The organism is Pseudomonas sp. PvP028 (genome assembly GCF_017832255.1).
In the GTDB taxonomy this organism is placed as follows: domain Bacteria; phylum Pseudomonadota; class Gammaproteobacteria; order Pseudomonadales; family Pseudomonadaceae; genus Aquipseudomonas; species Aquipseudomonas syringae.
Genome location: NZ_JAFIBL010000001.1, coordinates 5,543,865 through 5,568,115 on the forward strand (window position 1 = coordinate 5,543,865; position 24,251 = coordinate 5,568,115).

Genomic DNA, 24,251 nt, shown 5'->3' on the forward strand with positions numbered 1-24,251 from the left:
CCTGTTTTTGTATTTGAGGATTACCCAATGGCCGACGCCACTCTCGATCACCAACTTGGCCTGCTGGCACACCTGCGCAGCATTCTGGTCGCGCTGGGCGAGGCCGAGCAGGTTCCGGAAGAAAGCCACGCGCTGTTCATGGAGCGTTTCGACGAACTGGTCGAGCTGTTGCCGCAGGATCCCATCGAAAGCCAGTACCTGGGTCAGGACATCCTCTGTCAGGTCATCCAGCGCTACCCGCAAATCGCGCACCTGGTACCGCGCGACCTGCTGTGGTTCTTCGCCGGTGACTGCCTGCATTTCATGCCGGATGATGAAATCGAGCTGTATCAGGCGCTGGAAGAACGCCGCTACGAAGCCGAGCAGAACGAAGAACCGTTCGACTGGAATCAGGAGAAACAGCTGCTGAGCATGTCGACACAGGGTAGCAAGCACTGAGCATCCCCGACTTCAAGCCTGCTCCGGAGGTCATTCCGGGCAGGTGGCCAGTCAACCCGCGCCAATACGCCACACCGTGCCAACCATCGATTAATACGATAATTCTGTCCTGCCATTCGAATAAATTTATCGAATAAACAGGTATACCATGACACTTCGTATCACCTGATAAGGAGTGCCCTCTCTCCCATGACTCAATTTCGTAAAGTCCTGTCCATTCAAGCGGGTCAACCAGCGTCCGATGGCGCGGGCGTCAAACTGACGCGTGTCTTCGGCGGGCGTGGCGTGGAGCAGTTCGATCCGTTTCTGATGCTGGACGAGTTCGGATCGGACAAGCCGGATGACTACATCGCCGGCTTTCCACCGCACCCGCACCGGGGCTTCGAAACGGTGACCTACATGCTTGAGGGCCGCATGCGTCACGAAGACCATATGGGCAATGTCGGCCTTCTGCAGGGCGGCGGTGTGCAGTGGATGACTGCGGCACGCGGGATCATTCACAGCGAAATGCCTGAACAGGAAGAAGGCACCATGCGCGGCTTTCAGCTTTGGCTGAACCTGCCGGGCAAGAACAAGCTGAGCGATGCCAGCTACCAGGACATCCAGCCGGAAAACGTTCCGAGTGTCACCACTCAGGCCGGTGTGCAGGTGGTGGTATTGGCCGGTCATTTCGACGATGGCCAGGTTCGCCAGGCCGGGGCGGTACAGCGCCCGGACACCGAGCCGTTGTACTTTGACTTTGACATGCCTGCCGGCAGCTGTATCAGCCCGCACGTACCCGAAGGGCACCTTGTGCTGCTGTACGTCTATGAAGGCAGTGTCGAGCTGGAAGGCAGCACCCAGCCGATCGGTAAACGCCAAATGGCACGCCTGTCCGACAGCGGTGAAGTGCAGATCAGCAGCGCCGCCGGTGCGCGGCTGTTACTGATTGCAGGCAAGCCGTTACGTGAGCCGATCGTGCAATACGGCCCCTTCGTGATGAACACCAAGGAAGAGATCGAGCAGGCGATTCGTGACTTCCGGGAAGATCGTCTGACGGCGTGACGACGTCGGTCACTGGGCCCTGCGCCCGCCGTTCAACAGACAGGGGCCCCGCCTCTGTCTGGCCGCGTTAATCCAGACGCAAAAAGCGCTTAAGTTCGGCACCCTGAGCAATCGCATCGTGACGCCCCAGTTCGATCAATTCGCTGCAATAACCTGACTCGAACAGCAGATAGCTCAGCACACTGGCCCCGCTGCTCTTGGTCGCACCCGGCCCGCGCAGAAAGGTGCGCAGCGCGGGGGGCAGCTCGCGGCGGTGACGAGCGGCGATTTCATCCAGCGGACGGCTCGGCGAAATCACCAGCACTTCCACCGGCTCCATGCCCGGCTGCCGGGCCTGATCCTCGGGCAGCAACGCACTGGCGGTGTTCAAGCGTTCCAGCAGTTCGATATCGCTTTCCAGATTGTCGATGAAGGTGCTGTTGAGCATGTGGCCGCTGATCTGCGCCAGGCTTGGCTGAGCGCCGCGTGGCGCGCGGGGTGCCGGTCTTTCGGCCTTGAGGCCGCGCGGGTTGCCGCTGACGCCGACCACCAGCACACGATTGGCGCCCAGATGCAGCGCCGGGCTGATCGGTGCCGACTGGCGCACGGCCCCGTCGCCAAAGTATTCCTCGTCCAGCATCACGGGGGCGAACAGCAAGGGAATGGCTGAGCTGGCGAGCAAGTGATCCACGGTCAGTTGCGTCGGACGGCCGATGCGGCGATGTCTCAGCCAGGGTTCAATCGTACCGCGGCCCTGATAGAACGTAACCGCCTGACCCGATTCGTAACCGAAGGCCGTCACCGCCACTGCACGCAGATGATGAGCATCGATGGCCGCTTCGATTCCGGACAGGTCCAGCCGATCATTGAGCAGGTCACGCAGGGGCGAACTGTTGAGCAAGGCGACCGGGATATTGCGTCCGAAACCCAACAGGCTGCGACCGAAAAAACGGCTGGCCTGATGAATCACCCCCGACCAGTCGCTGCGCAGCACCTGATGGCTGCGAAATGACTGCCAGAACTCGGTCAATTGATGGATGGCGATTCGAAAATGCAGCGCGCCACTGGCCAGTTTGACGGCATTGATCGCGCCAGCCGACGTACCGACGATGACCGGAAAGGGATTGGGCGAACCGGGAGGCAGCAGATCGGCAATGCCTGCCAGTACGCCGACCTGATAGGCCGCACGCGCCCCGCCACCCGATAAAATCAGCCCGGTTACAGGCTCGACACCGCTTACTGCACTGCTCGTTACTGCGCGATCCTGCATCTACGACTGACCTCGGTGATCAACGACGCTTTTTATCTATGCTTCTCGTATAGCTTCTGTTCACCGGCTGGTCGACTTTTAAAGCGTCGATGGGCCCAAAGATACTGTTCCGGACATTCAGTGACAGCCCTTTCTACCCATTGATTGATGCGCAGGCAATCGGCTTCGTCGCTCTCACCCGGAAAGTTGTCCAGCGGCGGATGAATCACCAGCCGGTAACCGCTGCCGTCTGCCAGACGCCGCTGAGTGAAGGGCACGACCTGCGCACGGCCCAGTCGGGCGAACTTGCTGGTGGCGGTCACGGTGGCGGCCTGGATGCCGAACAGCGGCACAAAAATGCTCTGCTTGGCGCCATAGTCCTGATCCGGCGCATACCAGATCGCCCGGCCGGCACGCAGTAACTTGAGCATGCCGCGCACGTCGTCTCGCTCCACAGCCAGCGAATCAAGGTTATGGCGCTCACGCCCGCGACGCTGGACGAAGTCGAACAACGGGCTCTTGTGTTCGCGATACATGCCGTCGATGGTGTGCTGCTGGCCCAAAAGCGCCGCGCCGATTTCCAGCGTGGTGAAATGCAGCGCCATCAGAATCACGCCCTCGCCTTTTTCCTGGGCATTCTGCAAATGCTCGAGCCCTTCGACGTGGGCAAGCCTGGCCAGACGTTTTTTCGACCACCACCAGCTCATGGCCATCTCGAAGAAGGCAATCCCGGTGGAGGCGAAGTTTTCCTTGAGCAGACGCTTGCGCTCGGCCGCGGACAAATGCGGGAAGCACAGCTCCAGATTGCGTGCCGCGATTTTTTTTCGATCAGTGGCCACACGGTACATGATGGCGCCCAGTGCCCGACCGATGACCAGCAGAACGCGAAATGGCAATTGGACAATCAGCCACAAGAGCCCCAGTCCCAGCCATAGCGGCCAGAAACGGGGGTGAAGGAAACTGGCTTTAAAGCGCGGGCGATCCATTTGGGCTTCCGTCAGAACAAAGGCCGCGCATTCTACAACGGTTCTAGCCGCTTGCGGCTCGCGGGCGTTCTCGCTATAAGTCTCGGCACTTTTAGCGACAAGCTGTTGTGTATATCAACCATGAGCCAGATTGAATCGCAAAACCCGGAACCTGTATTTCAGCTCAAGGGCAGCATGCTCGCCATCACCGTGATGGAGCTGGCCCGAACCAACCTTGAAGCGCTCGACAGGCAGTTGGCGGCCAAGGTTGCACAAGCCCCCAACTTCTTCAGCAATACGCCGTTGATCCTGGCTCTGGACAAACTCGCACCGCACGAGGGTCCGGTGGACCTCCCGGGCCTGGTGCGTATCTGTCGCCAGCACGGCCTGCGCACCCTGGCGATCCGCGCCAACCGTATCGAAGACATTGCTGCGGCGATTGCCGTCGACCTCCCGGTCCTGCCACCGTCCGGCGCACGTGAACGCGTGATCGAACCGGTTGAAGCCGAAGCACCGAAAAAAATTCCGGAAAAACCGCCCGAATCCCTGATCAAGCCGACCCGCGTGATTACCGCTCCAGTACGCGGCGGTCAGCAGATATACGCCCAGGGCGGCGACCTGGTGGTAGTCGCTCCGGTCAGTCCCGGTGCGGAACTTCTCGCCGATGGAAACATCCATGTCTACGGCCCGATGCGTGGCAGGGCACTGGCGGGAATAAAGGGCGATACCAAGGCACGGATCTTCTGTCAGCAGTTGAGTGCCGAGCTGATTTCGATTGCCGGGCAATACAAGGTGTCCGAGGACTTGCGCAGGGACCCGTTATGGGGCTCGCCGGTCCAGATCAGCTTGTCAGGTGATGTGTTGAACATCATTCGTCTTTAACGGATACTGCCGCAATTTTCAAAGCATCTCTGATTCGTCGCGAAATTGTCGTGAAGGCGGCAGGAAGTTCTGAAAAGCACTGCTTTTCAGCGGGTATATGAGTCGAAAGTAGTAGCTTAGTGCTAGCTTTCCGGAATCAGACCCCAGGATTTCCAGAATGCTTCGGCGGACGCGGCGCCAAGAGATGCCTTTCAGGGACTCAATGTCCTTTTCCTCTAGGGGTGATACACCTTGGCCAAGATTCTCGTTGTTACATCCGGCAAGGGTGGTGTGGGCAAGACCACCACCAGCGCCGCCATCGGTACCGGTCTCGCACTGCGCGGCCACAAGACAGTCATCGTCGACTTCGACGTCGGCCTGCGTAACCTCGACCTGATCATGGGTTGCGAACGTCGTGTCGTGTATGACTTCGTCAACGTGGTCAATGGCGAAGCCAACCTGCAACAGGCGCTGATCAAGGACAAGAAGATCGAAGGCCTGTTCGTGCTGGCCGCCAGCCAGACCCGCGACAAGGAAGCACTGACCAAGGAGGGCGTTGAAAAAGTCCTCATGGAACTGAAGGAATCCTTCGAATACATCGTCTGCGATTCGCCGGCCGGCATCGAAACCGGTGCTCACCTGGCCATGTACTTCGCCGACGAAGCCATCGTCGTGACCAACCCTGAAGTCTCGTCGGTACGTGACTCCGACCGCATGCTGGGCCTGCTGGCCAGCAAATCGCGTCGCGCCGAACGTGGCGAAGACCCGATCAAGGAACACTTGCTGCTGACCCGCTACAACCCTGAGCGCGTCAGCAAGGGCGAAATGCTCGGTGTGGAAGACGTCAAGGAAATCCTTGCCGTCACCCTGCTCGGCGTGATTCCCGAATCCCAGGCTGTACTGAAAGCTTCCAACCAGGGTGTGCCGGTCATTCTCGATGACCAGAGCGACGCGGGTCAGGCCTACAGCGATGCGGTTGACCGCCTGCTGGGCAAAACACTTGAGCACCGGTTTCTGGATGTGCATAAGAAAGGATTCTTTGAACGCCTGTTCGGGGGTAATTAATGAATATTTTTGACTTCTTTCGTGACCGCAAAAAAGGAAGCACGGCCTCGGTAGCGAAAGAGCGTCTACAGATCATCGTTGCTCACGAACGCGGCCAACGCAGTACTCCGGACTACCTTCCTGCGCTGCAGAAAGAGCTGGTGGAAGTGATCCGTAAATACGTCAATATCGAGTCTGATCAGGTACAGGTTGCTCTGGAAAGCCAGGGCAGCTGTTCGATTCTGGAACTCAATATCACCCTGCCCGATCGCTGATCAGGCAGTCGCTCGCGGCGGTATCGGCGCACTTCTACGGAAGCTGCGCCCTTGCCGCCGTTGGCGTTTCTAGCGTTTCGAGGCCGTTGCATGCCGTTGTCGAACATCCGCATCATTCATCAGGACGCCGCCGTTCTGGTGATCGATAAGCCTACCCTGCTGCTTTCCGTTCCCGGCCGTGCCGACGATAACAAGGATTGCCTGATTACCCGCCTGCAGGAAAACGGTTACCCCGAAGCGCGTATCGTCCATCGCCTGGACTGGGAAACCTCGGGCATCATTCTGCTGGCCCGTGATGCCGATACGCATCGCGAGCTGTCGCGTCAGTTTCATGACCGCGAAACCGAGAAAGCCTACACAGCGCTGTGTTGGGGGCAACCGTCCCTGGACAGCGGCAGTATCGATCTGCCATTGCGCTATGACCCGCCCACCAAGCCCCGGCATGTGGTGGATCACGAGGGTGGCAAACACGCGCTGACGTTCTGGAAGGTTGTCGAGCGGCATGATACTCACTGTCGTGTCGAGCTCACACCGATCACCGGCCGCTCGCATCAGTTGCGTGTGCATATGCTGTCGATCGGGCATCCGCTATTGGGTGATGGTCTGTACGCGCATCCGGAAGCACTGGCGGCCTATCCGCGTCTGTGTCTGCATGCCAGCATGCTGAGCTTCACGCATCCTGGGACTGGCGAGCGAATGACCTTCGAGTGTGCTGCGCCGTTCTGATCTGAATGATGCGCTGACTATCTTGCAGATGCTCCGCGTCACGAAATGCATGCAACATAGAGCGTCGGCACGAGAGCCCGTCGGGCTTGTGTATCGCGATAAGCGCAACCCAAGGCAGCACATCATCCAATACGGTAAACTCGCGCCATTGTTGTCTGGAGCTATTTATGCGCGCAGAGTTGAACAAAGGCCTCATTGATTTCCTGAAGGCCTCTCCTACCCCCTTCCACGCCACTGCCACACTCGTGCAACACTTCGAAGCCGCAGGTTTTCAGCGGCTGGACGAACGTGACACGTGGGCGGTAGAAACCGGCGGTCGTTACTTCGTTACCCGTAATGACTCTTCTATCGTCGCTTTCCGGATGGGTCGTCAGTCGCCACTCACTGGCGGCATCCGCATGGTCGGCGCACACACCGACAGCCCGTGCCTGCGGGTCAAGCCGCAACCGGAACTGCAACGTCAGGGTTTTTGGCAATTGGGCGTCGAAGTCTACGGCGGCGCCTTGCTGGCTCCCTGGTTCGATCGTGATCTGTCGCTGGCCGGTCGTGTCACTTTCCGCCGTGATGGCAAGGTGGAAAGCCAACTGATCGACTTCAAGCTGCCGATCGCCGTGATTCCCAATCTGGCGATTCACCTGAACCGCACGGCCAACGAAGGCTGGGCGATCAACGCGCAAAACGAACTGCCCCCCATTCTGGCGCAGGTTGCCGGTGACGAGCGAGCGGACTTCCGGGCGCTGCTGACCGACCAACTGGCCCGCGAACACGGACTCAATGCCGATGTGGTACTCGATTACGAGCTGAGTTTCTACGACACTCAGGGCGCCGCCGTGGTCGGCCTCAACGGGGACTTCCTGGCAGGTGCACGCCTGGACAACCTGTTGTCGTGTTTCGCCGGGATGCAGGCACTGCTCAACACCGAGAGCGACGAAACCGCCCTGCTGGTGTGCACCGATCACGAAGAGGTCGGCTCGTCTTCCGCTTGTGGCGCAGACGGTGCGATGCTCGAGCAGATCGTCCAGCGCCTGTTGCCAAGCAGCGAAGACTACGTGCGCACGATTCAGAAGTCGCTGCTGATCTCAGCCGATAACGCCCACGGCATTCATCCCAACTACGCTGACAAGCACGACGCCAATCATGGTCCCAAGCTCAACGCCGGGCCGGTGATCAAGGTCAACAGCAACCAGCGTTACGCCACCAACAGCGAAACCGCCGGTTTCTTCCGCCATCTGTGCATGGCCGAAGAAGTCCCGGTGCAGAGCTTTGTGGTGCGCAGCGATATGGGTTGCGGCTCGACCATCGGACCGATCACTGCCAGTCATCTGGGTATTCGCACGGTAGACATCGGCTTGCCGACGTTCGCCATGCACTCGATTCGCGAACTGGCAGGCAGCCATGACCTGGCGCACCTGGTCAAGGTACTGAGCGCGTTCTATGCCAGCCACGAGTTGCCATAACGGCTGAGGCGATCACCGATAACGTGGGAGCGGCCTGCTGCTCCCGCATGTTGGTGTTGACGCCCGCTAAAATGCCCATGGAAAGAAATAAAACTTTCTCTAATCACAACGATAAAAAAGATGCGTTTGCCTGCGTCAGGCATACCCACCTGGTACGCAACAACAAGTCGTTAGTTTATAAAGGGACTTCATGTCCCGAATTCCATCGACGCACCCTGTCGATGATTCAGTCGTGGAGTGCTGGAATAACGCGGGCTACTCGACCTCTATCCAGTCATCGTCCTCGTCGGGTTTATCGACAATATCGTCCTCTTCGTTCACGTAATACGGTATGTCGGCTTCAACACCGTTCTCACCCGTTCTGGCAACCAATTGCCTGTACCTCTTCCCGTCCCAGAGCCTGAAAATAAGGGTGGAGTCTTCTCCCGCCGAGAGCGTCGAGCCTTCACTGCCAATAAGCTTGCTACGCGCGCCTGCCGTCAAGATACTGTTCTTTCCAGCGGTCAATCTGCTTTGGTCTCCCGCCATCAAGGTGCAGTCATGTCCGCCGGTCAGTTTGCTTCGATCGCCGGCAGTCAGATAACTGTTATTACCGGCCAGTAGTTTGCTGCGGTCACCCGCGGTCTGATTACTGTCTGCACCGGCAATCAACCTGCTGCGATCACCCGCCAGTTGTACGCTGCCCGCACCGGCAATCAGCGTGCTGCGAAAACCTGCTGTCTGCGAGCTGCCCTTGCCGGCGATCAGCATGCTTTTATTTCCGGCGACCTGAATGCTTTCATGGCCTGCAATCAACGAGCTGCCGTAACTTGCAATCTGGTTACTGCCATAACCCGCAGTCAATGTGCTGCGAATGCCCGATGTAAGACTACTGCCATAACCGGCGATCAAAACGCTGCGAAGTCCGGCGATCAGCGTGCTGCCATAGCCTGCGGTCAGAAAACTCCTGATTCCGCTGGTCAGGGAGCTGCCATAACCGGCTATCAATGAACTGTCCTGCCCGGCCGTTGCAGTGCTGCCGTAGCCCGCAGTAAGCGAGCTTCCGTACTCTGCGGTCTGAGTACTGCCGTAACCGGCCGTAAGGGTACTTTTATAGCCGGCTGTCTGCGTACTGCCATAACCGGCGATCAGCGAGCTGGCAAAGCCGGCAGTGGAAGTACTTCCGTAGCCGGTGGTGAGCGAGCTGTTTTCCTGTGCGGTTTGCGTACTGCCGTAACCGGCGGTCAAGGTGCTCTCGTAACCCGCAGTCTGCGTACTGCCATAACCCGCAATCAACGAACTCGCGTAGCCAGCAGTGGAAGTACTGCCATAACCTGTCACCAGGTCACTGCGCTCCTGCGCGGTTTGCGTACTGCCGTAACCGGCGGTCAACGTGCTCTCGTAGCCCGCCGTCTGGGTACTGCCGTAACCCGCGATCAGCGAGCTGGAATAGCCCGCAGTAGAGGTACTTCCGTAACCTGTGGTGAGCGAGCTGTTTTCCTGAGCGGTTTGCGTACTGCCATAACCGGTCGTCAAGGTGCTCCCGTAGCCTGCCGTCTGCGTGCTGCCATAGCCGGCGATCAAGGAACTGGAATAGCCCGCAGTCGACGTGCTGCCGTAGCCTGCGACCAGGTCGCTGCGCTCCTGTGCTGTCTGTGTACTGCCATAACCTGCGGTCAGTATGCTTTTGAAACCCGCCGTCTGAGTGCTGCCGTAGCCGGCGATCAGCGAACTGTTTGACCCTGCCGTCGAAGTGCTGCCATAGCCTGTGACAAGGTCACTGTGTTCTCTGGCGGTCTGGGTACTGCCATAACCGGCGGTCAGCATGCTTCTGTAGCTCGCGGTCTGGGTGCTGCCATAACCTGCGATCAGCGAACTGCCTGAGCCTGCGGTCCCCGTACTGCCATAGCCCGCAATCAGGTCGCTACCGTCCCTGGCCGTCTGGGTACTGCCATAACCAGCGGTCAGGATACTTTTGTGGCCCGCTGTCTGTGTACTCCCGTAACCCGCGATGATGAAGCTTTCATGCCCTGCGGTGCCTGTACTTCCGTAGCCGGTGGTGAGGTTACTGGCAGCCCCGGCCGTTTGCGTACTGCCATAGCCTGAGGTGAGTACGCTGCCCTGCTGTGCGGTCTGGGTACTGCCATAACCTGCCGTGAGCGAGCTTTCACTGCCCGAGGTTTGTGTGCTGCCGTAACCGGCGATCAACGAGCTGTCAGCGCCAGCTGTTCCCGTACTGCCATACCCGGCCGTCAGGGTGCTGCCTTCACGGGCAGTCTGGGTACTGCCATAGCCTGCGGTGAGCGAACTTTCGCTGCCTGATGTCTGCGTGCTGCCATATCCCGCGATCAGCGAACTGTCGGCACCTGCCGTTCCAGTACTGCCGTAGCCCGCAGTCAGGTTGCTGCCCTCCTGGGCGGTCTGTGTACTGCCGTAACCTGCCGTCAGCGCACTGTCACTTCCCGAGGTCTGCGTGCTGCCGTATCCCGCGATCAGCGAACTGTCGGCACCTGCTGTGCCAGTGCTGCCGTAACCCGCAGTCAGGTTGCTGCCTTCCTGAGCCGTCTGTGTACTGCCGTAACCTGCTGTCAGCGCACTGTCACTTCCCGAGGTCTGCGTGCTGCCGTATCCCGCGATCAGAGAGCTGTCGACACCTGCTGTACTCGTGCTGCCGTACCCCGCCGTCAGATTGCTGCCCTCCTGGGCCGTCTGCGTACTGCCGTAACCCGCCGTGAGCGAACTGTCGCTGCCCGAGGTTTGCGTGCTGCCGTAACCGGCGATCAGCGAGCTGTCGGAACCTGCCGTGCCGGTGCTGCCATACCCAGCAGTGAGATTGCTGCCTTCCTGAGCCGTCTGCGTGCTGCCGTAACCTGCGGTCAGGGCGCTGTCGCTTCCCGAAGTCTGCGTGCTGCCATAGCCGGCGATCAACGAGCTGTCGGCACCTGCGGTACCAGTGCTGCCGTACCCGGAGGTCAGGTTGCTGCCTTCCTGAGCCGTCTGCGTGCTGCCGTAGCCTGCGGTCAGCGAACTGTCGCCGCCCGAAGTTTGGGTACTGCCGTAACCGGCGATCAACGAGCTATCCGAGCCCGCAGTGCCGGTACTGCCATACCCTGCGGTGAGATTGCTGCCTTCCTGAGCCGTTTGCGTGCTGCCGTAACCCGCCGTGAGCGAGCTGTCTTCTCCGGAAGTCTGAGTACTGCCGTAACCGGCGATCAACGAACTGTCCGAGCCCGCCGTGCCGGTGCTGCCGTACCCGGCCGTCAGGTTACTGCCTTCCTGGGCCGTCTGCGTGCTGCCGTAACCCGCCGTCAGCGAGCTGTCACCTCCAGAGGTCTGTGTACTGCCATAACCGGCGATCAGTGAGCTATCGGAGCCCGCCGTGCCGGTGCTGCCGTACCCGGCCGTCAGGTTGCTGCCTTCCTGAGCCGTTTGCGTGCTGCCGTAACCCGCTGTGAGCGAGCTGTCTTCTCCGGAAGTCTGAGTACTGCCGTAACCGGCGATCAACGAACTATCCGAGCCAGCTGTTCCCGTACTGCCATACCCTGCCGTCAGGTTGCTGCCTTCGCGGGCGGTCTGGGTGCTGCCGTAACCCGCCGTCAGCGCGCTGTCCCCACCGGCGGTCTGGGTGCTTCCATAGCCTGCTACCAGCGAGCTGTCGGAGCCGGAGGTGCCCGTACTTCCATAACCGGCAATCAGATCACTGTGGTTGCCAGCAGTCTCGTTACTGCCATAACCGGCAATGAGTCGACTGTGGTTGTCGCCGCTCAAAGTGCTGCCGTAAGTGGCGGTCTGCAAATTCTGCGGCGTCGTCACCGGCAGGGTATTTACCGGGGGGGCAGCCGCGCTGACCAACGCCACATCGAACACTTCATGACTGGCCTGTTCGGCCACCGGTAACGTGACATTTGCTGTCGCGGGCGTGGGCGTGGGCGCGGTCATTGGCGTTGGCGTTGGCGTTGATGCAGGGTCGGCCTGACGTGCCGAAATGAAGTGTGACGCGCTGATCCTGTCGCCGACATGAACCACCTCGGCCCGCGGAAACTTGACCATTCCCGGTTCTTCCAGACTGATGATGTCGGCAACGGCGACTTCACAGACAATCCATCGCGCATCGGCATGCACGCTTAGAAAAGCGCTGGTTCCAGCGCCCCACAGTAAACCGACCAGACCATTCTCATGCCGCCTGGTTGACTGCCAGTATTTGGATTCCACCGTGCCAGAAGCGGGCCATATAAGGCCGCAATGATCGGCCATGTTATTTGCACAGGTACGCAGCACCAACGCCTTGTCGAGATTCATTACAGCATCCTCATAGATCCTTTAAATAAAAGCAGCTGCACTTATCAAGCATTGCTTTACAGGACAACCGCCATGTCAGCCTTAATCCTAAAGTGGAACGATGGTGCATATAACACCAACTAAGCAGCGCACCCCCTTCCACACTAAAAACCTACCACACCCTATTAAGAAGTATTAATTAAGATTGAGATTTTTCTTACAGCTCGCTAAAAATTAGAATAATTACTCTGGAAAATCTCATGAAAAAAACCCACTAATTTAACCCTGCGTCGCCAGAAGCAATAGAATAACGCTCATTGATTTTTTTTGTTAATCAAACGTAGGCTTTATACAAAACCTATTAAAGAGGCGGTGGACTGCGCAAGTTTTTATCAACGAAACGAGTATTTACTTATAAAAAACAGTCAACTAACGAGTTGCAGGTCAGTGCCCACAAAGCCAGTTTGCCACACCGGCATTCAGTCTCCATGCACCTCGGCGCGCACATGAATAGCATCATGACGCCAGTATTCGAGGTCACAGTCGATCAACCGATCTTTGCGATCATAATTGACACGTGCAATGCGCAGGCCCGGGCTGCCAAGCGAAACCTTCAGGGCGGCAGCCGCATCGGCATGCAACGCGGTCGGCACCATGTCGAAACGCACCTGCCCGTAATGCACGTCATAACTGCGAGCATAAAGCTCGGTGAGTGATTCGTTCAGATCATGCTCGAGAATGCCGGGGAACAACTCCGGTCTCAGGTAATGCTCCACGTAGAGCACCAGGCGCTGATCGATACGACGCGCACGGCAGATCTGGATCACGCTCGACAGCGCGGGCAGTTCCAGCATTTCGCAGATCAGCGCTGAAGCAGGTTGCAGGCGTGCTGACAGAAGCTGGGTGTGCGGCACCCTTCCCTGGGCACAGACCATCGCGTGGAAATGGCTGCGCCTGATCAGGTCATAGGCCAGTCGCGGCGGGGAGATGAACCAGCCGCGCCGCTCTTCCCGATAGATCAGCCCCTGCGCTTCGAGCTGCAACAGCGCTTCACGCAAGGTAATGCGGGTGGTGGCGAATACCTCGCTGAGCTTGCGCTCTGCGGGCAACTTGCTGCCATGCGGCAACAGGCCATGTTCGATCTGCTCCTGCAGCGCATGGCAAATCGTTGTTACCGCCCGTGGCACATCTTCGCGCATTCCGGTATCCATCTGGACTAGACCAGCCCTGTTACGAGGCGTACATCAGTGCGGCCAACGTCGTTGGCTCCTTTGCGATGAGCCTAGGCCGGGTAGATGACTGTCCTGTTACAGGACAAATCACGTTCCATGCCAACTGTGCCGAAAACAGCCCTGAAACCCCTGCTCAGCGGGCACGTTGCGATGGTCTACGCTTAGCGCCAGGCACTGCCGGAGCCCGTGAAAAACGGTTTTGTTCGCGTAACACGACACGAAAATGTCATGCAAAACGCCTAACTTGGCTCAGGTATTGCTGATCTAGACCAAACAATCCGCAACGAACACTTCTCTCAAGAAGTGCACTAGGAGCTCCGAATGAAACATCTTTTGTTGGCATCACTCCTCGGTTCAGCCATGGCAATGAGTTCGCTGGTCATGGCTGCGGACACAGATCTTAAAACGCTGGAGGCTGCTGCCAAGGCTGAAGGCGCGGTCAACAGCCTCGGCATGCCGGATGACTGGGCAAACTGGGGCGGCATCTGGAAAGACCTGGAAGCCAAATATGGCCTCAAGCACATGGACACCGACATGAGTTCGGCCCAGGAGATCGCCAAGTTCGAGGCCGAGAAAGACAACGCCAGCGGTGATATTGGCGACGTAGGCGCAGCGTTCGGCCCTATCGCCACAGCAAAAGGCGTTACCCAGCCTTACAAGCCAACCACCTGGGAGCAAATCCCGACCTGGGCCAAGGACAAGGACGGCCACTGGGCGCTGGCCTACACCGGCACCATCGCCTTCATCGTTAACAAAAACCTGCTGCACGGCTCTGAAATCCCGAAAAGCTGGGCTGACCTGAAAACCGGCAAATACAAGGTTTCCATCGGCGACGTGAGCACTGCGGCTCAGGCTGCCAATGGTGTACTGGCAGCCGCCATCGCCATGAAAGGGGACGAAACCAACATCGCACCGGGCCTGGCACTGTTCACCGATCTGGCCAAACAGAAGCGTCTGTCACTGGCCAACCCGACCATTCAGACCATCGAGAAAGGCGAAATCGAAGTCGGTGTGGTCTGGGACTTCAATGGCCTGAGTTACAAAGCCAAGATGACCAAGCCCGATGATTACGTGGTGCTGATCCCGTCGGACGGCTCGGTGATTTCCGGCTACACCACCATCATCAACAAATACGCCAAGCACCCGAACGCCGCCAAGCTGGCGCGTGAGTACACCTTCAGCGATGCGGGTCAGATCAGGCTGGCAGAAGGCAATGCACGCCCGATTCGCGTAGAGCACATCAAACTGCCTGAAGACGTTCAAGCCAAACTGCTGCCGCAAGACCAGTACAAAAATGCCAAGCCGATCGAGAAAGCAGACGCGTGGGAGAAAACCTCCAAAGCGCTGCCGCAGATGTGGAACGAGCAGGTCATCATCGAGATGAACTGATTCTCTCCTGCGGCTCAGGGATGAAGTCGTGTACACCGGGCGAGCCAGTCTCGCCCGTTCTTTCAAAGCGAGTCGCCCATGAAACACAACGTCATCCTGATCGTGCTAGACGGCCTCAATTACGAAGTCGCCCGCCATGCGATGGGCCACCTTCAAGCCTGGCACGCTGCAGGCCGGGCCGCGCTCTACAAGATGGAATGCGAACTGCCCGCCCTCTCCCGCCCCCTTTACGAATGCATACTGACCGGTGTCGCGCCCATCGACAGCGGCATCGTGCATAACAACGTCTCGCGCCTCTCGAATCAGCGCAGCATCTTTCACTATGCTCGCGACGCCGGGCTGAGCACAGCAGCGGCGGCCTATCATTGGGTCAGCGAGCTGTACAACCGCACGCCGTTCGACCCGGCACGCGATCGCCACACCGAGGCAGCGGACCTGCCTATTCAGCACGGGCTGTTCTACTGGGCCGATCACTACCCTGATTCGCACCTGTTCGCCGACGCCGAAAGTCTGCGCCTCAGGCACGCCCCGAACTTTCTACTGATCCACCCCATGAACATTGACGACGCCGGGCACAAGCACGGCCTCGACACTGCGCAATACCGCAACAGCGCCCGCAGCGCCGACATCATTCTGGCTGACTACCTGCAACGCTGGCTGGACGCGGGTTATCAAGTGCTGGTGACGGCCGACCACGGCATGAACAATGACCGCTCGCACAACGGGCTGCTGCCGGAAGAGCGTGAAGTACCGCTGTTCGTCATCGGCGATGCCTTCAGCCTGAATGTCGACGCCGCGCCGCGCCAGACCGATCTGTGCGGCACCGTTTGCGAGCTGCTGGGTATCCCTCACGACAAACCGGTCTGCCGGGAGATCTTCAATTGACGACCTTTTCCCGAGGCAAGTGGCTGGGGCTGTTGTGCCTGCTGCCGTTCGCCGTATTTTTCATCGTGTTTCAGATCGCACCGCTGTTGTGGGTCGCGATCCACAGCCTGCAAAGCGATGCCGGCTGGGGCTGGGAAAACTTCACCCGGGCGTTCAGCTCGAAGTTCTATCGGCAGGCCATTCAGTACAGCCTGGAGATCAGCTTCTGGTCGAGCCTGTTCGGCATCATCATCTCCGTTCTGGGCGCCTATTCACTGCGCAAGGTGGATTCGCGGCTGCGCGATTTCGTCAACTCGTTCGCCAACATGACCAGCAATTTCGCCGGCGTTCCACTGGCGTTCGCGTTCATCATCCTGCTGGGGTTCAACGGCGCGCTGACCCTGATCCTCAAGCAGACCGGGATCATCGATGACTTCAACCTGTATTCCAAGACCGGACTGATCATCCTTTATACCTACTTCCAGATCCCCCTCGGCGTGCTGCTGCTATACCCCGCATTCGATGCCGTCCGCGAAGACTGGAACGAGTCGGCAGCGCTGCTGGGGGCCAGCAGCTACCAGTTCTGGCGCTACATCGGCCTGCCGGTGCTGACCCCGGCGCTGCTCGGCACTTTCGTCATTTTGCTGGCCAATGCGCTAGGCGCGTATGCCACGGTTTACGCGCTGACCACCGGCAATTTCAACGTATTGCCCATCCGTATTGCGGCGATGGTCGCGGGCGATATCACGCTGGACCCGAACATGGCCAGCGCGCTGGCGATGATTCTGGTGGGGCTCATGACCCTGGTCACCGTGGTCCATCAGTGGTTGTTGAGAAGGAGCTACCATGTCACGCGTTGAACGAGGGCCTGCGAGCATTTATCACAAGACGGTGGTCTACCTGCTGTTCCTGATCCTGTTGCTGCCGCTGGCCGGCACTTTCCTGTACTCGATCGCGACCAGTTGGTCGGCGACCATTCTGCCCAGCGGCCTGACCTTCAAATGGTACGTGGCGCTGTGGAGCGACCCACGCTTTCTGACGGCATTCGGCCAGTCATTGCTGGTCTGCATCGGCGCACTGGTTCTTTCGGTGGTGCTGATTCTGCCCCTGCTGTTCGTCGTGCATTACTACTTTCCGCGCCTCGACGGGCTGATGAACATCCTCATCCTGCTGCCGTTCGCCGTGCCGCCTGTGGTCTCCTCGGTCGGCCTGCTACAGCTATATGGCTCAGGTCCCATGGCGATGGTCGGCACACCGTGGATTCTGATCGGCTGTTACTTCACGGTCGCCCTGCCCTTCATGTACCGCGCCATCACCAACAACCTGCAGGCCATCAACCTGACAGACCTGATGGACGCCGCCCAGTTGCTCGGCGCCAGCACCTGGCAGGCGGCGTTCATGGTCGTGCTGCCCAACCTGCGCAAAGGTCTGATGATTGCCCTGCTGCTGTCGTTCTCGTTCCTGTTCGGCGAATTCGTGTTCGCCAACCTGCTGGTCGGTACGCGTTATGAAACCCTGCAGGTCTACCTCAACAACATGCGCAACAGCAGCGGTCACTTCAACAGTGCGCTGGTGATTTCCTATTTCCTCTTCGTGCTGGTGCTGACCTGGGCCGCCAATCGACTGAACAAGGACAAAGACTGAGATGAGTTTTGTCAGCATTGAAAACCTGCAGAAAAGCTACGCCAGCACGTCAGTGTTCAGCGACATCAACTGCAGCATCGCGAAGGGCGAATTCGTTACCTTGCTGGGCCCGTCGGGCTGCGGCAAATCCACCTTATTGCGCTGCATCGCCGGGCTGACCCCGGTCAACAGCGGGCGCATTCTGCTCGATGGCAGCGACCTGGTGCCGCTCACGCCGCAAAAGCGCAACATCGGCATGGTGTTCCAGAGCTATGCGCTGTTTCCCAACATGACCGTCGAGCAAAACGTTGCCTTCGGGCTGCGCATTCAGAAAGTCGGTACCGACGAGAGCGCAAGGCGCGTTGCCGAGATTCTGCGCATGGTCGAGCTGCACGATTTTGCCACGCGTTACCCACATCAACTGTCCGGCGGGCAATGCCAGCGGGTGGCGCTGGCGCGCTCACTGGTCACTCGCCCGCGTCTACTGCTGCTCGATGAGCCGCTGTCAGCGCTGGATGCGCGGATTCGCAAGAACCTGCGCGAACAGATCCGCGCCATTCAGCGCGAGCTGAGCCTGACCACTATTTTCGTGACCCACGACCAGGAAGAAGCGCTGACCATGTCAGACCGTATCTTCCTGATGAACCAGGGCCGCATAGTGCAGAGCGGCGACGCCGAAACCCTCTATACCGCGCCTGTGGACGTCTTCGCCGCAGGCTTCATCGGCAACTACAACCTGCTGGAAGCCGACGACGCCACTCGCCTGATGCAGCGCCCGATCAACAGCCGTGTGGCGATCCGCCCTGAGTCGATCCAATTGAGCCTGACGGGCGAACTGGAAGGCGAAGTACGCAGTCACAGTCTGCTCGGCAACGTCATCCGCTATCGGGTGCAGGCGCGTGGCGTAGACCTTGTGGTCGACGTACTGAACCGCAGCGCCGACGACCTGCACCCGGACGGAAGGCGTGTAACACTGAACATCGAACCGTCGGCGCTGTGCGCGCTTGACTGACGCAACCGCCGAGCTTTCGCTTGAAGCTTGAAGCTTGAAGCTTGAAGCTAACGTAACCAACACTGAGGATAAGCACACATGCCCCTGGCAATTTTCGACCTGGACGAGACCCTGATCGGTGGTGACTGCGCCACGCTTTGGAGCGAGCAGATGGGTCGCCTGGGCTGGGTTGACTCGACGTCGTTCATGCAACGCAACGACGAACTGATGGCCGCCTACAGCGCGGGCGAGCTCGCGATGGAAGACTACATGGCCTTCAGCCTGGAACCCATGGCTGGCCGTACCCCCGAAGAAATCGATCATCTGGTCGGCCCTTGGGTCGAGGACGTCATCGAGCCGATTATCTACAGCGACGCCTGCACGTGCATTGCAAAGCACCGCGCCAAGGGTGACCGCATTCTGGTGATCTCGGCGTCGGGTGTGCATCTGGTCAAGCCGATCGCCGAACGCCTCGGCATCGACGAGGTGCTGGGTATCGAACTGGACGTGCAGCATGGCGTCTACAGCGGGGCCACCGTCGGCGTGCTGACTTATCGGGAAGGCAAGATCACGCGCCTGATGGAGTGGCTGGATGCCGAGGGGGAAAATCTCGAGGGTGCGAGTTTCTATTCGGATTCGCGCAATGACCTGCCGCTGCTGCTCAAGGTTGACCACCCTAACGTGGTCAACCCCGATGCCGTGTTACTGGAACACGCGCAGAAAGCTGGCTGGCCGGTGCACGACTGGAGCTGAGTCCAGAGGCACCGCCTGATCAGACCAGGCTTTCGTCGATGACCAGCACGATCTTGCCGGACACCGTGTTGGTCGCCAGCTCTTCGAACGCCGCTTCGGCATCCTTGATCGCAAAGGATTTCGCCAGTTGCGGCTTGAGGCGACCCTCAGTGAACAGCGGCCAGACGTGCTGACCCAGATCGCTGAGCAGGTCGGCCTTGAACGTGTCGTCGCGGCTACGCAAGGTCGAACCCATCACCTGGATACGCTTGCCCAGTACGTGAGCCAGGTCCACCTGCGCCTCGCGGCCGCTCATGATGCCGATCAGCACCCAGCGACCGTCCAGGGCCAGCAGTTTGACGTTGAGCTCGGCGTAGCTCGCCCCCACCGGGTCGAGAATGACGTTGAACGGTGCAAAATCGCTCAGCCCTTCAAGACTTTCGCTGCGCACCACACCGCCCTGCGCCCCCAGCTCGACACAATAGGCCAGCCGTTCGGCCGAGCCGACGCTGACCCACACCGGGTTACCAAACGCCTTGCAAAGCTGAATCCCGGCTGAACCAACCCCACTTGCGCCAGCGTGCAGCAAAACCTTCTCGCCAGGCTTGAGCCCGGCGAGTTCGAACAGGTTCAACCACGCCGTGGCATAGACCTCAGGAATGGCCGCCGCCTCGTGCAGCGAAAGACCTTCCGGGACCGGCAGCACGTGTCGCCCATCGACCACCACTTCTTCGGCCATCGCCCCGCCCGCCAACAGCGCACAGACGCGGTCTCCGACCACCCAGGACGAACCCGGACCGACTTCGGCGATCACGCCGGAGCACTCCAGACCCAGTGTCTGAGTGACTCCAGGCGGCGGCGGATACTTGCCTTCGCGCTGCAACAGATCGGCACGATTCAAACCTGCAGCTGCCACTTTGATACGTACCTGCCCCACATCAAGGGCCGGACTCGGCTCCTCGACCCATTCCACATGTCCTTCAACGCCTTGCAATGCCTTCACGGTGCCTCCATAGTGAGTCCAGACTGAGCCCGTGGCTGTTTTGCCCGGGCTTTTGCATTATGCGGCCGGGTCCAAAGGAACCGGCGACCTCAAAGACGGCCTAATATGCGTTATCAATTGTCCTCGCGTCGAATCAGCATGAAGCAATTATTCCCCAGCACTGCCCTCGCACTGTTTGTCGGCCTTAGCGTTTTGCCGATGTCAGCCAGTACCTTTGCCGCCAACAGCTGGGATAATCTTCAGCCGGACCGCGACGAAGTGATTGCCAGCCTCAACGTGGTTGAGCTGCTCAAACGACATCACTACAGCAAGCCGCCCCTTGACGACAAGCGTTCGGCGATTATTTACCAGAGCTACATCAAGCAACTGGACCCCTCGCGCAGCTATTTCATGGCCAGCGACATTGCCGATTTCGATAAATGGCAGTTCCAGTTCGACGACTTTCTGAAAAGTGGCGACCTGAACGCCGGCTTCATCATCTACAAGCGCTATCTGGACCGCGTCAACGCGCGTCTGAATTTTGCGCTGGGCGAGTTGGGCAAGGGTGTCGACAAGCTCGACTTCAACACCAAGGAAACCCTGCTGGTCGACCGCAAGGACGCCGCATGGCCCAAGGATACGGCCGAGCTCGACGAACTGTGGCGCAAGCGCATCAAGGATGAAGTCCTGCGTTTGAAGATTGCAGGCAAGGACCCGGCGAAGATTCAGGAAACCCTGACCAAGCGCTACAAGAATCAGCAGGCGCGTCTGAACCAGACCCGTGCCGAAGATATCTTCCAGGCCTACATCAACACATTCGCCATGTCCTACGACCCGCACACCAACTACCTGTCACCTGACAGCGCGGAGAACTTCGACATCAACATGAGCCTGTCGCTGGAAGGCATCGGCGCCGTGTTGCAGAGCGATAACGACAACGTCAAGATCGTGCGTCTGGTCCCGGCAGGTCCGGCGGCCAAGACCAAACAGGTCGCGCCGGCCGACAAGATCGTGGCCGTTGCCCAGGGCGACAAGGAAATGGTCGACGTGATCGGCTGGCGCCTGGATGAAGTGGTCAAGCTGATCCGCGGTCCGAAAGGCTCGGTGGTACGCCTGGAGATCATCCCGGCCAGCAATGCGCCGAATGACCAGACCAGCAAGATCGTTGCCATCACCCGTGAAGCGGTGAAACTTGAAGAACAGGCGGCCAAGAAGTCGATCCTGCACATCAAGCAGGATGGCAAGGACTACAAGCTCGGCGTCATCGACATTCCGGCCTTTTATCTGGACTTCAAGGCCTACCGTGCCGGCGATCCGGAATACAAGAGCACCACCCGTGACGTGAAGAAACTGCTCACCGAATTGCAGGCCGAGAAGGTCGACGGTGTGGTACTGGATCTGCGCAACAACGGTGGCGGTTCGTTGCAGGAAGCCACCGAACTGACCAGCCTGTTCATCGACAAGGGCCCGACCGTGCTGGTGCGTAATGCCGACGGCAAGGTCGATGTGCTTGAAGACGAAGCCAAGGGCGCGTTCTACAAAGGCCCGATGGCATTGCTGGTCAACCGTCTGTCTGCGTCGGCTTCGGAGATTTTCGCCGGGGCGATGCAGGACTATCACCGCGCGCTGGTGATCGGTGGTCAGACCTTCGGTAAAGGCACCGTGCAGACCATTCAGCCGCTCAATCACGGCGAACTGAAACTGACGCTGGCCAAGTTCTACAGGGTTTCCGGTCAGAGCACCCAGCATCAGGGCGTGGTACCGGACATCACTTACCCGTCGCTGATCGACACCAAGGAAATCGGCGAGAGCGCGCTGCCCGAGGCCATGCCGTGGGACAGCATCAAACCGGCGATCAAGCCGGCCATTGATCCGTTCAAGCCGTTCCTTGCCCAGCTGCAGGCACGTCACGAAGCACGCTCGGCCAAAGACGCCGAGTTCGTGTTCATCGAGGATCGTCTGGCATTGGCCAAGAAGCTGATGAACGAGAAGACCGTCAGCCTCAATGAAGCCGACCGTCGTGCCGAGCATGCCTCGATCGAAAGCAAGCAACTTGCGCTGGAAAACACCCGCCGCAAGGCCAAGGGTGAGGAGCCGCTCAAAGAGCTGAAGAAGGAAGACGAAGACGCGCTGCCGGTGGAAGACGAGAAGACCAAACCCGAAGACGATGCCTATCTGGCAGAGACCGGGCGCATTCTCATCGACTACCTGGGCCTGAGTGCCGCTGTCGCGAAAAAGTAACGCAGGCTCATTGATGGCTATTTAGCTTCAACGTCATCAAACAGTCATGAAGCTGTCGTGAAATACGGGGCTGAACGCGAAATCGTTCAGCCCTTTTTCATTCTCTCCGAGACGACCATGACCATAACAGAGCAGCTGAGCGCACTGAGTTCCATTCTGGCTCGTGGTGATTTGCACAGTTTGTTCCAGCCCATCGTCTCGCTGTCGGAGCACCGGATTCTGGGCTATGAAGCCCTGACCCGCGGCCCCTCCAACAGCGCCCTGCACTCGCCCTTGAACCTGTTCGCCATCGCCCGCCAGGCCGGTCGCCTGAGCGAGCTGGAGTTGAGTTGCCGGGACAGCGCCTGCCGACGTTTCAGTCAGCAGAAGTTACCGGGCAAGCTGTTTCTCAACGTTTCCCCCGAATCGCTGCTCGAAACCTCTCACCCTCCGGGCCGGACCCTGGAAATGCTGCGTCGCTACCAGATCGCGCCCAAGGACGTAGTCATCGAACTGACCGAGCAGATGCCCACCGATGATTTCGACCTGCTATACAACGCCTTGCACCACTATCGCGACATGGGTTTTTCCATCGCGCTGGACGATCTGGGTGCCGGTTATTCGAGCTTGCGACTCTGGTCGGAGCTGCGTCCGGACTACGTGAAAATCGATCGGCACTTCATCGACGGCATTCACCAGGATGCGGTGAAGCGCGAGTTCGTCGGCTCCATGCTGCAGATGGCCAAGGCCTCCAGGGCGACGGTGATTGCCGAAGGCATCGAATTGCCGGAAGAGCTGGCGACCCTGAAAGACATGGGCGTGAACCTGGTTCAAGGCTATCTGCTGGCGCGTCCTCAGGAGCGCCCGCCGCGCGACACCCGCGCCATGTTGCCAAAAACAGAGATCACAGTGGTGCCGCTCAACGAAGAAGCGGCCGACCTGTCTGCGCTGCTCAACCCACAGCCATCGGTCAGCCAGTCCACCCCCACGGCTGAAGTGCTGGAAGCGTTTCGCAGGCAGGCCAACCTCAACTCGCTGGCGGTGCTGGATGACGACGCCCGACCGTGTGGCATCGTCCACCGGCACTCGTTGTCCGAGGCGCTGCTCAAGCCCTTCGGCACCGAGCTGTTTGCCCGCAAACCAATCAGCCGCCTGATGAGCAGTGACTTTTTGGCCGTGGAAGTCAGCCAGTCGCTGCAACAGGTCAGCCGGCTGTTGACCAGCCGTGCCCGGCAGCGCATCGAGGAGGATTTCATCATCACCTCGAACGGTGCCTATCTGGGGCTGGGCCGGGTGATCGACGTGCTCAAGCTGATTACCGAAATGAAGATCCAGCAGGCACGTTACGCCAACCCGCTGACCCTGCTGCCCGGCAATGTTCCGATTCAGCAATGCCTGACTCGGCTGCTGCAGCAAGGCCGTGCGTCGATGATCTGCTACGTGGATATCGACAGCTTCAAGCCCTTCAACGACATCTACGGTTATGCCCGTGGCGACGAGGTGCTGCTGTGTCTGGCGCAATGCCTGAACGACCGCATCGATCCGGCCAGAGACTTTGTCGGGCACATCGGCGGGGATGATTTTCTGATGGTGCTGGGCTTTGAGGACTGGGAAAGACGCCTGAAAACCCTGCTGGATGATTTTCAGAATCAATGCCGCCGTTTCTACCGCGCAGAACACCTGGAAGCCGGTTGCTTCATCGCCCTCAACCGTCAGGGCCAACGCCAGGAATTTCCCCTGCTATCGCTGTCGATTGGCGTGGTGCACCTGCATGAAGAAAGCTGCACGCTGGTCGATGCCAGCCAGTTGGCCGACCTCGCTTCACAGGCCAAGCACTTCGCCAAGGATGTCGCCGGCGCCAGCATTCACGTCATCGATTCGACGCGGCTGGATTTGTTGATGCAGGCGTGAGGGCCGGCGCCA

Annotated in this window: 20 protein-coding genes; 15 read left to right on the top strand and 5 right to left on the bottom strand. The window is 59.2% G+C overall.

From position 1 onward, the window contains the following. The first annotated feature begins 27 nt into the window (after positions 1 to 27). Together JOE34_RS23555 and JOE34_RS23560 are read left to right on the top strand one after the other, a co-directional pair. Positions 28 to 438, top strand: coding sequence for a PA2817 family protein (locus tag JOE34_RS23555; RefSeq protein WP_003317460.1), 411 nt, complete (start codon positions 28 to 30; stop codon positions 436 to 438). Between the two features lie 189 nt (positions 439 to 627). Continuing rightward, on the top strand, positions 628 to 1,482 hold the full coding sequence (locus JOE34_RS23560) for a pirin family protein (protein WP_003421309.1): 855 nt from the start codon (positions 628 to 630) through the stop codon (positions 1,480 to 1,482). 67 nt (positions 1,483 to 1,549) lie between these two features. Here the strand turns inward: JOE34_RS23560 and JOE34_RS23565 are convergent, their stop codons facing one another. Together JOE34_RS23565 and JOE34_RS23570 are read right to left on the bottom strand one after the other, a co-directional pair. Further along, complete coding sequence (locus JOE34_RS23565) at positions 1,550 to 2,731, bottom strand: patatin-like phospholipase family protein (RefSeq protein WP_003421307.1); 1,182 nt, start codon at positions 2,729 to 2,731, stop codon at positions 1,550 to 1,552. A gap of 32 nt (positions 2,732 to 2,763) precedes the next feature. Further along, positions 2,764 to 3,696: a lipid A biosynthesis lauroyl acyltransferase gene (locus JOE34_RS23570; protein WP_003421305.1), complete on the bottom strand. Its 933-nt coding sequence runs from the start codon at positions 3,694 to 3,696 to the stop codon at positions 2,764 to 2,766. 120 nt (positions 3,697 to 3,816) lie between these two features. Here JOE34_RS23570 and minC point away from each other — a divergent pair, with 120 nt between their 5' ends. From minC to JOE34_RS23595, 5 genes are all read left to right on the top strand, one after another. After that, entirely contained in the window at positions 3,817 to 4,557 is a 741-nt protein-coding gene (gene minC / locus JOE34_RS23575; RefSeq protein ID WP_063313567.1) for a septum site-determining protein MinC, read from the top strand. Between the two features lie 231 nt (positions 4,558 to 4,788). Next, positions 4,789 to 5,601, top strand: a complete 813-nt coding sequence (gene minD / locus JOE34_RS23580; RefSeq protein ID WP_003317454.1) for a septum site-determining protein MinD — start codon at positions 4,789 to 4,791, stop codon at positions 5,599 to 5,601. Further along, a complete protein-coding gene (gene minE / locus JOE34_RS23585) occupies positions 5,601 to 5,855 on the top strand; it encodes a cell division topological specificity factor MinE (protein WP_003317453.1) in 255 nt (84 codons plus the stop codon). The genes minD and minE overlap by 1 nt, the downstream gene beginning before the upstream one ends. Positions 5,856 to 5,945: 90 nt before the next feature. After that, a complete protein-coding gene (locus tag JOE34_RS23590; RefSeq protein WP_003317452.1) occupies positions 5,946 to 6,581 on the top strand; it encodes an RluA family pseudouridine synthase in 636 nt (211 codons plus the stop codon). 167 nt (positions 6,582 to 6,748) lie between these two features. Continuing rightward, the gene (locus tag JOE34_RS23595; protein ID WP_003368366.1) at positions 6,749 to 8,038 is read left to right on the top strand and encodes a M18 family aminopeptidase; all 1,290 of its coding nucleotides are present in this window, start codon (positions 6,749 to 6,751) and stop codon (positions 8,036 to 8,038) included. Between the two features lie 255 nt (positions 8,039 to 8,293). On the opposite strand, the gene JOE34_RS23600 is transcribed toward JOE34_RS23595, so the two are convergent. Beyond that, entirely contained in the window at positions 8,294 to 12,316 is a 4,023-nt protein-coding gene (locus JOE34_RS23600; RefSeq protein WP_209996728.1) for an Ice nucleation protein, read from the bottom strand. A 458-nt stretch (positions 12,317 to 12,774) separates the two neighbouring features. Further along, the gene (locus tag JOE34_RS23605) at positions 12,775 to 13,494 is read right to left on the bottom strand and encodes a UTRA domain-containing protein (RefSeq protein ID WP_003390893.1); all 720 of its coding nucleotides are present in this window, start codon (positions 13,492 to 13,494) and stop codon (positions 12,775 to 12,777) included. Between the two features lie 354 nt (positions 13,495 to 13,848). On the opposite strand from JOE34_RS23605, the gene JOE34_RS23610 reads away from it, so the two are divergent. The 6 genes from JOE34_RS23610 to JOE34_RS23635 all read left to right on the top strand — a co-directional run bounded on the left by JOE34_RS23610 (position 13,849) and on the right by JOE34_RS23635 (position 19,147). Further along, positions 13,849 to 14,916: an ABC transporter substrate-binding protein gene (locus JOE34_RS23610; RefSeq protein ID WP_003317446.1), complete on the top strand. Its 1,068-nt coding sequence runs from the start codon at positions 13,849 to 13,851 to the stop codon at positions 14,914 to 14,916. A 78-nt stretch (positions 14,917 to 14,994) separates the two neighbouring features. Beyond that, on the top strand, positions 14,995 to 15,801 hold the full coding sequence (locus tag JOE34_RS23615) for an alkaline phosphatase family protein (protein ID WP_024662222.1): 807 nt from the start codon (positions 14,995 to 14,997) through the stop codon (positions 15,799 to 15,801). Next, positions 15,798 to 16,640 carry an ABC transporter permease subunit gene (locus tag JOE34_RS23620; RefSeq protein WP_003421288.1) on the top strand — a complete coding sequence of 281 codons (843 nt, stop codon included), beginning with the start codon at positions 15,798 to 15,800 and terminating at the stop codon, positions 16,638 to 16,640. Before JOE34_RS23615 ends, JOE34_RS23620 begins: the two co-directional genes overlap by 4 nt. Then, positions 16,627 to 17,424 (top strand): ABC transporter permease, encoded by a 798-nt coding sequence (locus JOE34_RS23625; RefSeq protein WP_003346546.1) that lies wholly within the window; start codon positions 16,627 to 16,629, stop codon positions 17,422 to 17,424. The genes JOE34_RS23620 and JOE34_RS23625 overlap by 14 nt, the downstream gene beginning before the upstream one ends. 1 nt (position 17,425) lies before the next feature. Then, complete coding sequence (locus tag JOE34_RS23630) at positions 17,426 to 18,415, top strand: ABC transporter ATP-binding protein (RefSeq protein ID WP_024692266.1); 990 nt, start codon at positions 17,426 to 17,428, stop codon at positions 18,413 to 18,415. A 78-nt stretch (positions 18,416 to 18,493) separates the two neighbouring features. Beyond that, on the top strand, positions 18,494 to 19,147 hold the full coding sequence (locus JOE34_RS23635) for an HAD family hydrolase (protein WP_003409519.1): 654 nt from the start codon (positions 18,494 to 18,496) through the stop codon (positions 19,145 to 19,147). 19 nt (positions 19,148 to 19,166) lie between these two features. Here JOE34_RS23635 and JOE34_RS23640 read toward each other — a convergent pair whose 3' ends face one another. After that, positions 19,167 to 20,129 (bottom strand): NAD(P)H-quinone oxidoreductase, encoded by a 963-nt coding sequence (locus JOE34_RS23640; RefSeq protein ID WP_046266663.1) that lies wholly within the window; start codon positions 20,127 to 20,129, stop codon positions 19,167 to 19,169. 138 nt (positions 20,130 to 20,267) lie between these two features. Here JOE34_RS23640 and JOE34_RS23645 point away from each other — a divergent pair, with 138 nt between their 5' ends. Both JOE34_RS23645 and JOE34_RS23650 read left to right on the top strand, forming a co-directional pair. Beyond that, positions 20,268 to 22,349, top strand: coding sequence for a carboxy terminal-processing peptidase (locus JOE34_RS23645; RefSeq protein ID WP_003317439.1), 2,082 nt, complete (start codon positions 20,268 to 20,270; stop codon positions 22,347 to 22,349). A gap of 117 nt (positions 22,350 to 22,466) precedes the next feature. Further along, the gene (locus tag JOE34_RS23650; protein WP_024663512.1) at positions 22,467 to 24,239 is read left to right on the top strand and encodes a GGDEF domain-containing protein; all 1,773 of its coding nucleotides are present in this window, start codon (positions 22,467 to 22,469) and stop codon (positions 24,237 to 24,239) included. The last annotated feature ends 12 nt before the right edge of the window (positions 24,240 to 24,251 follow it).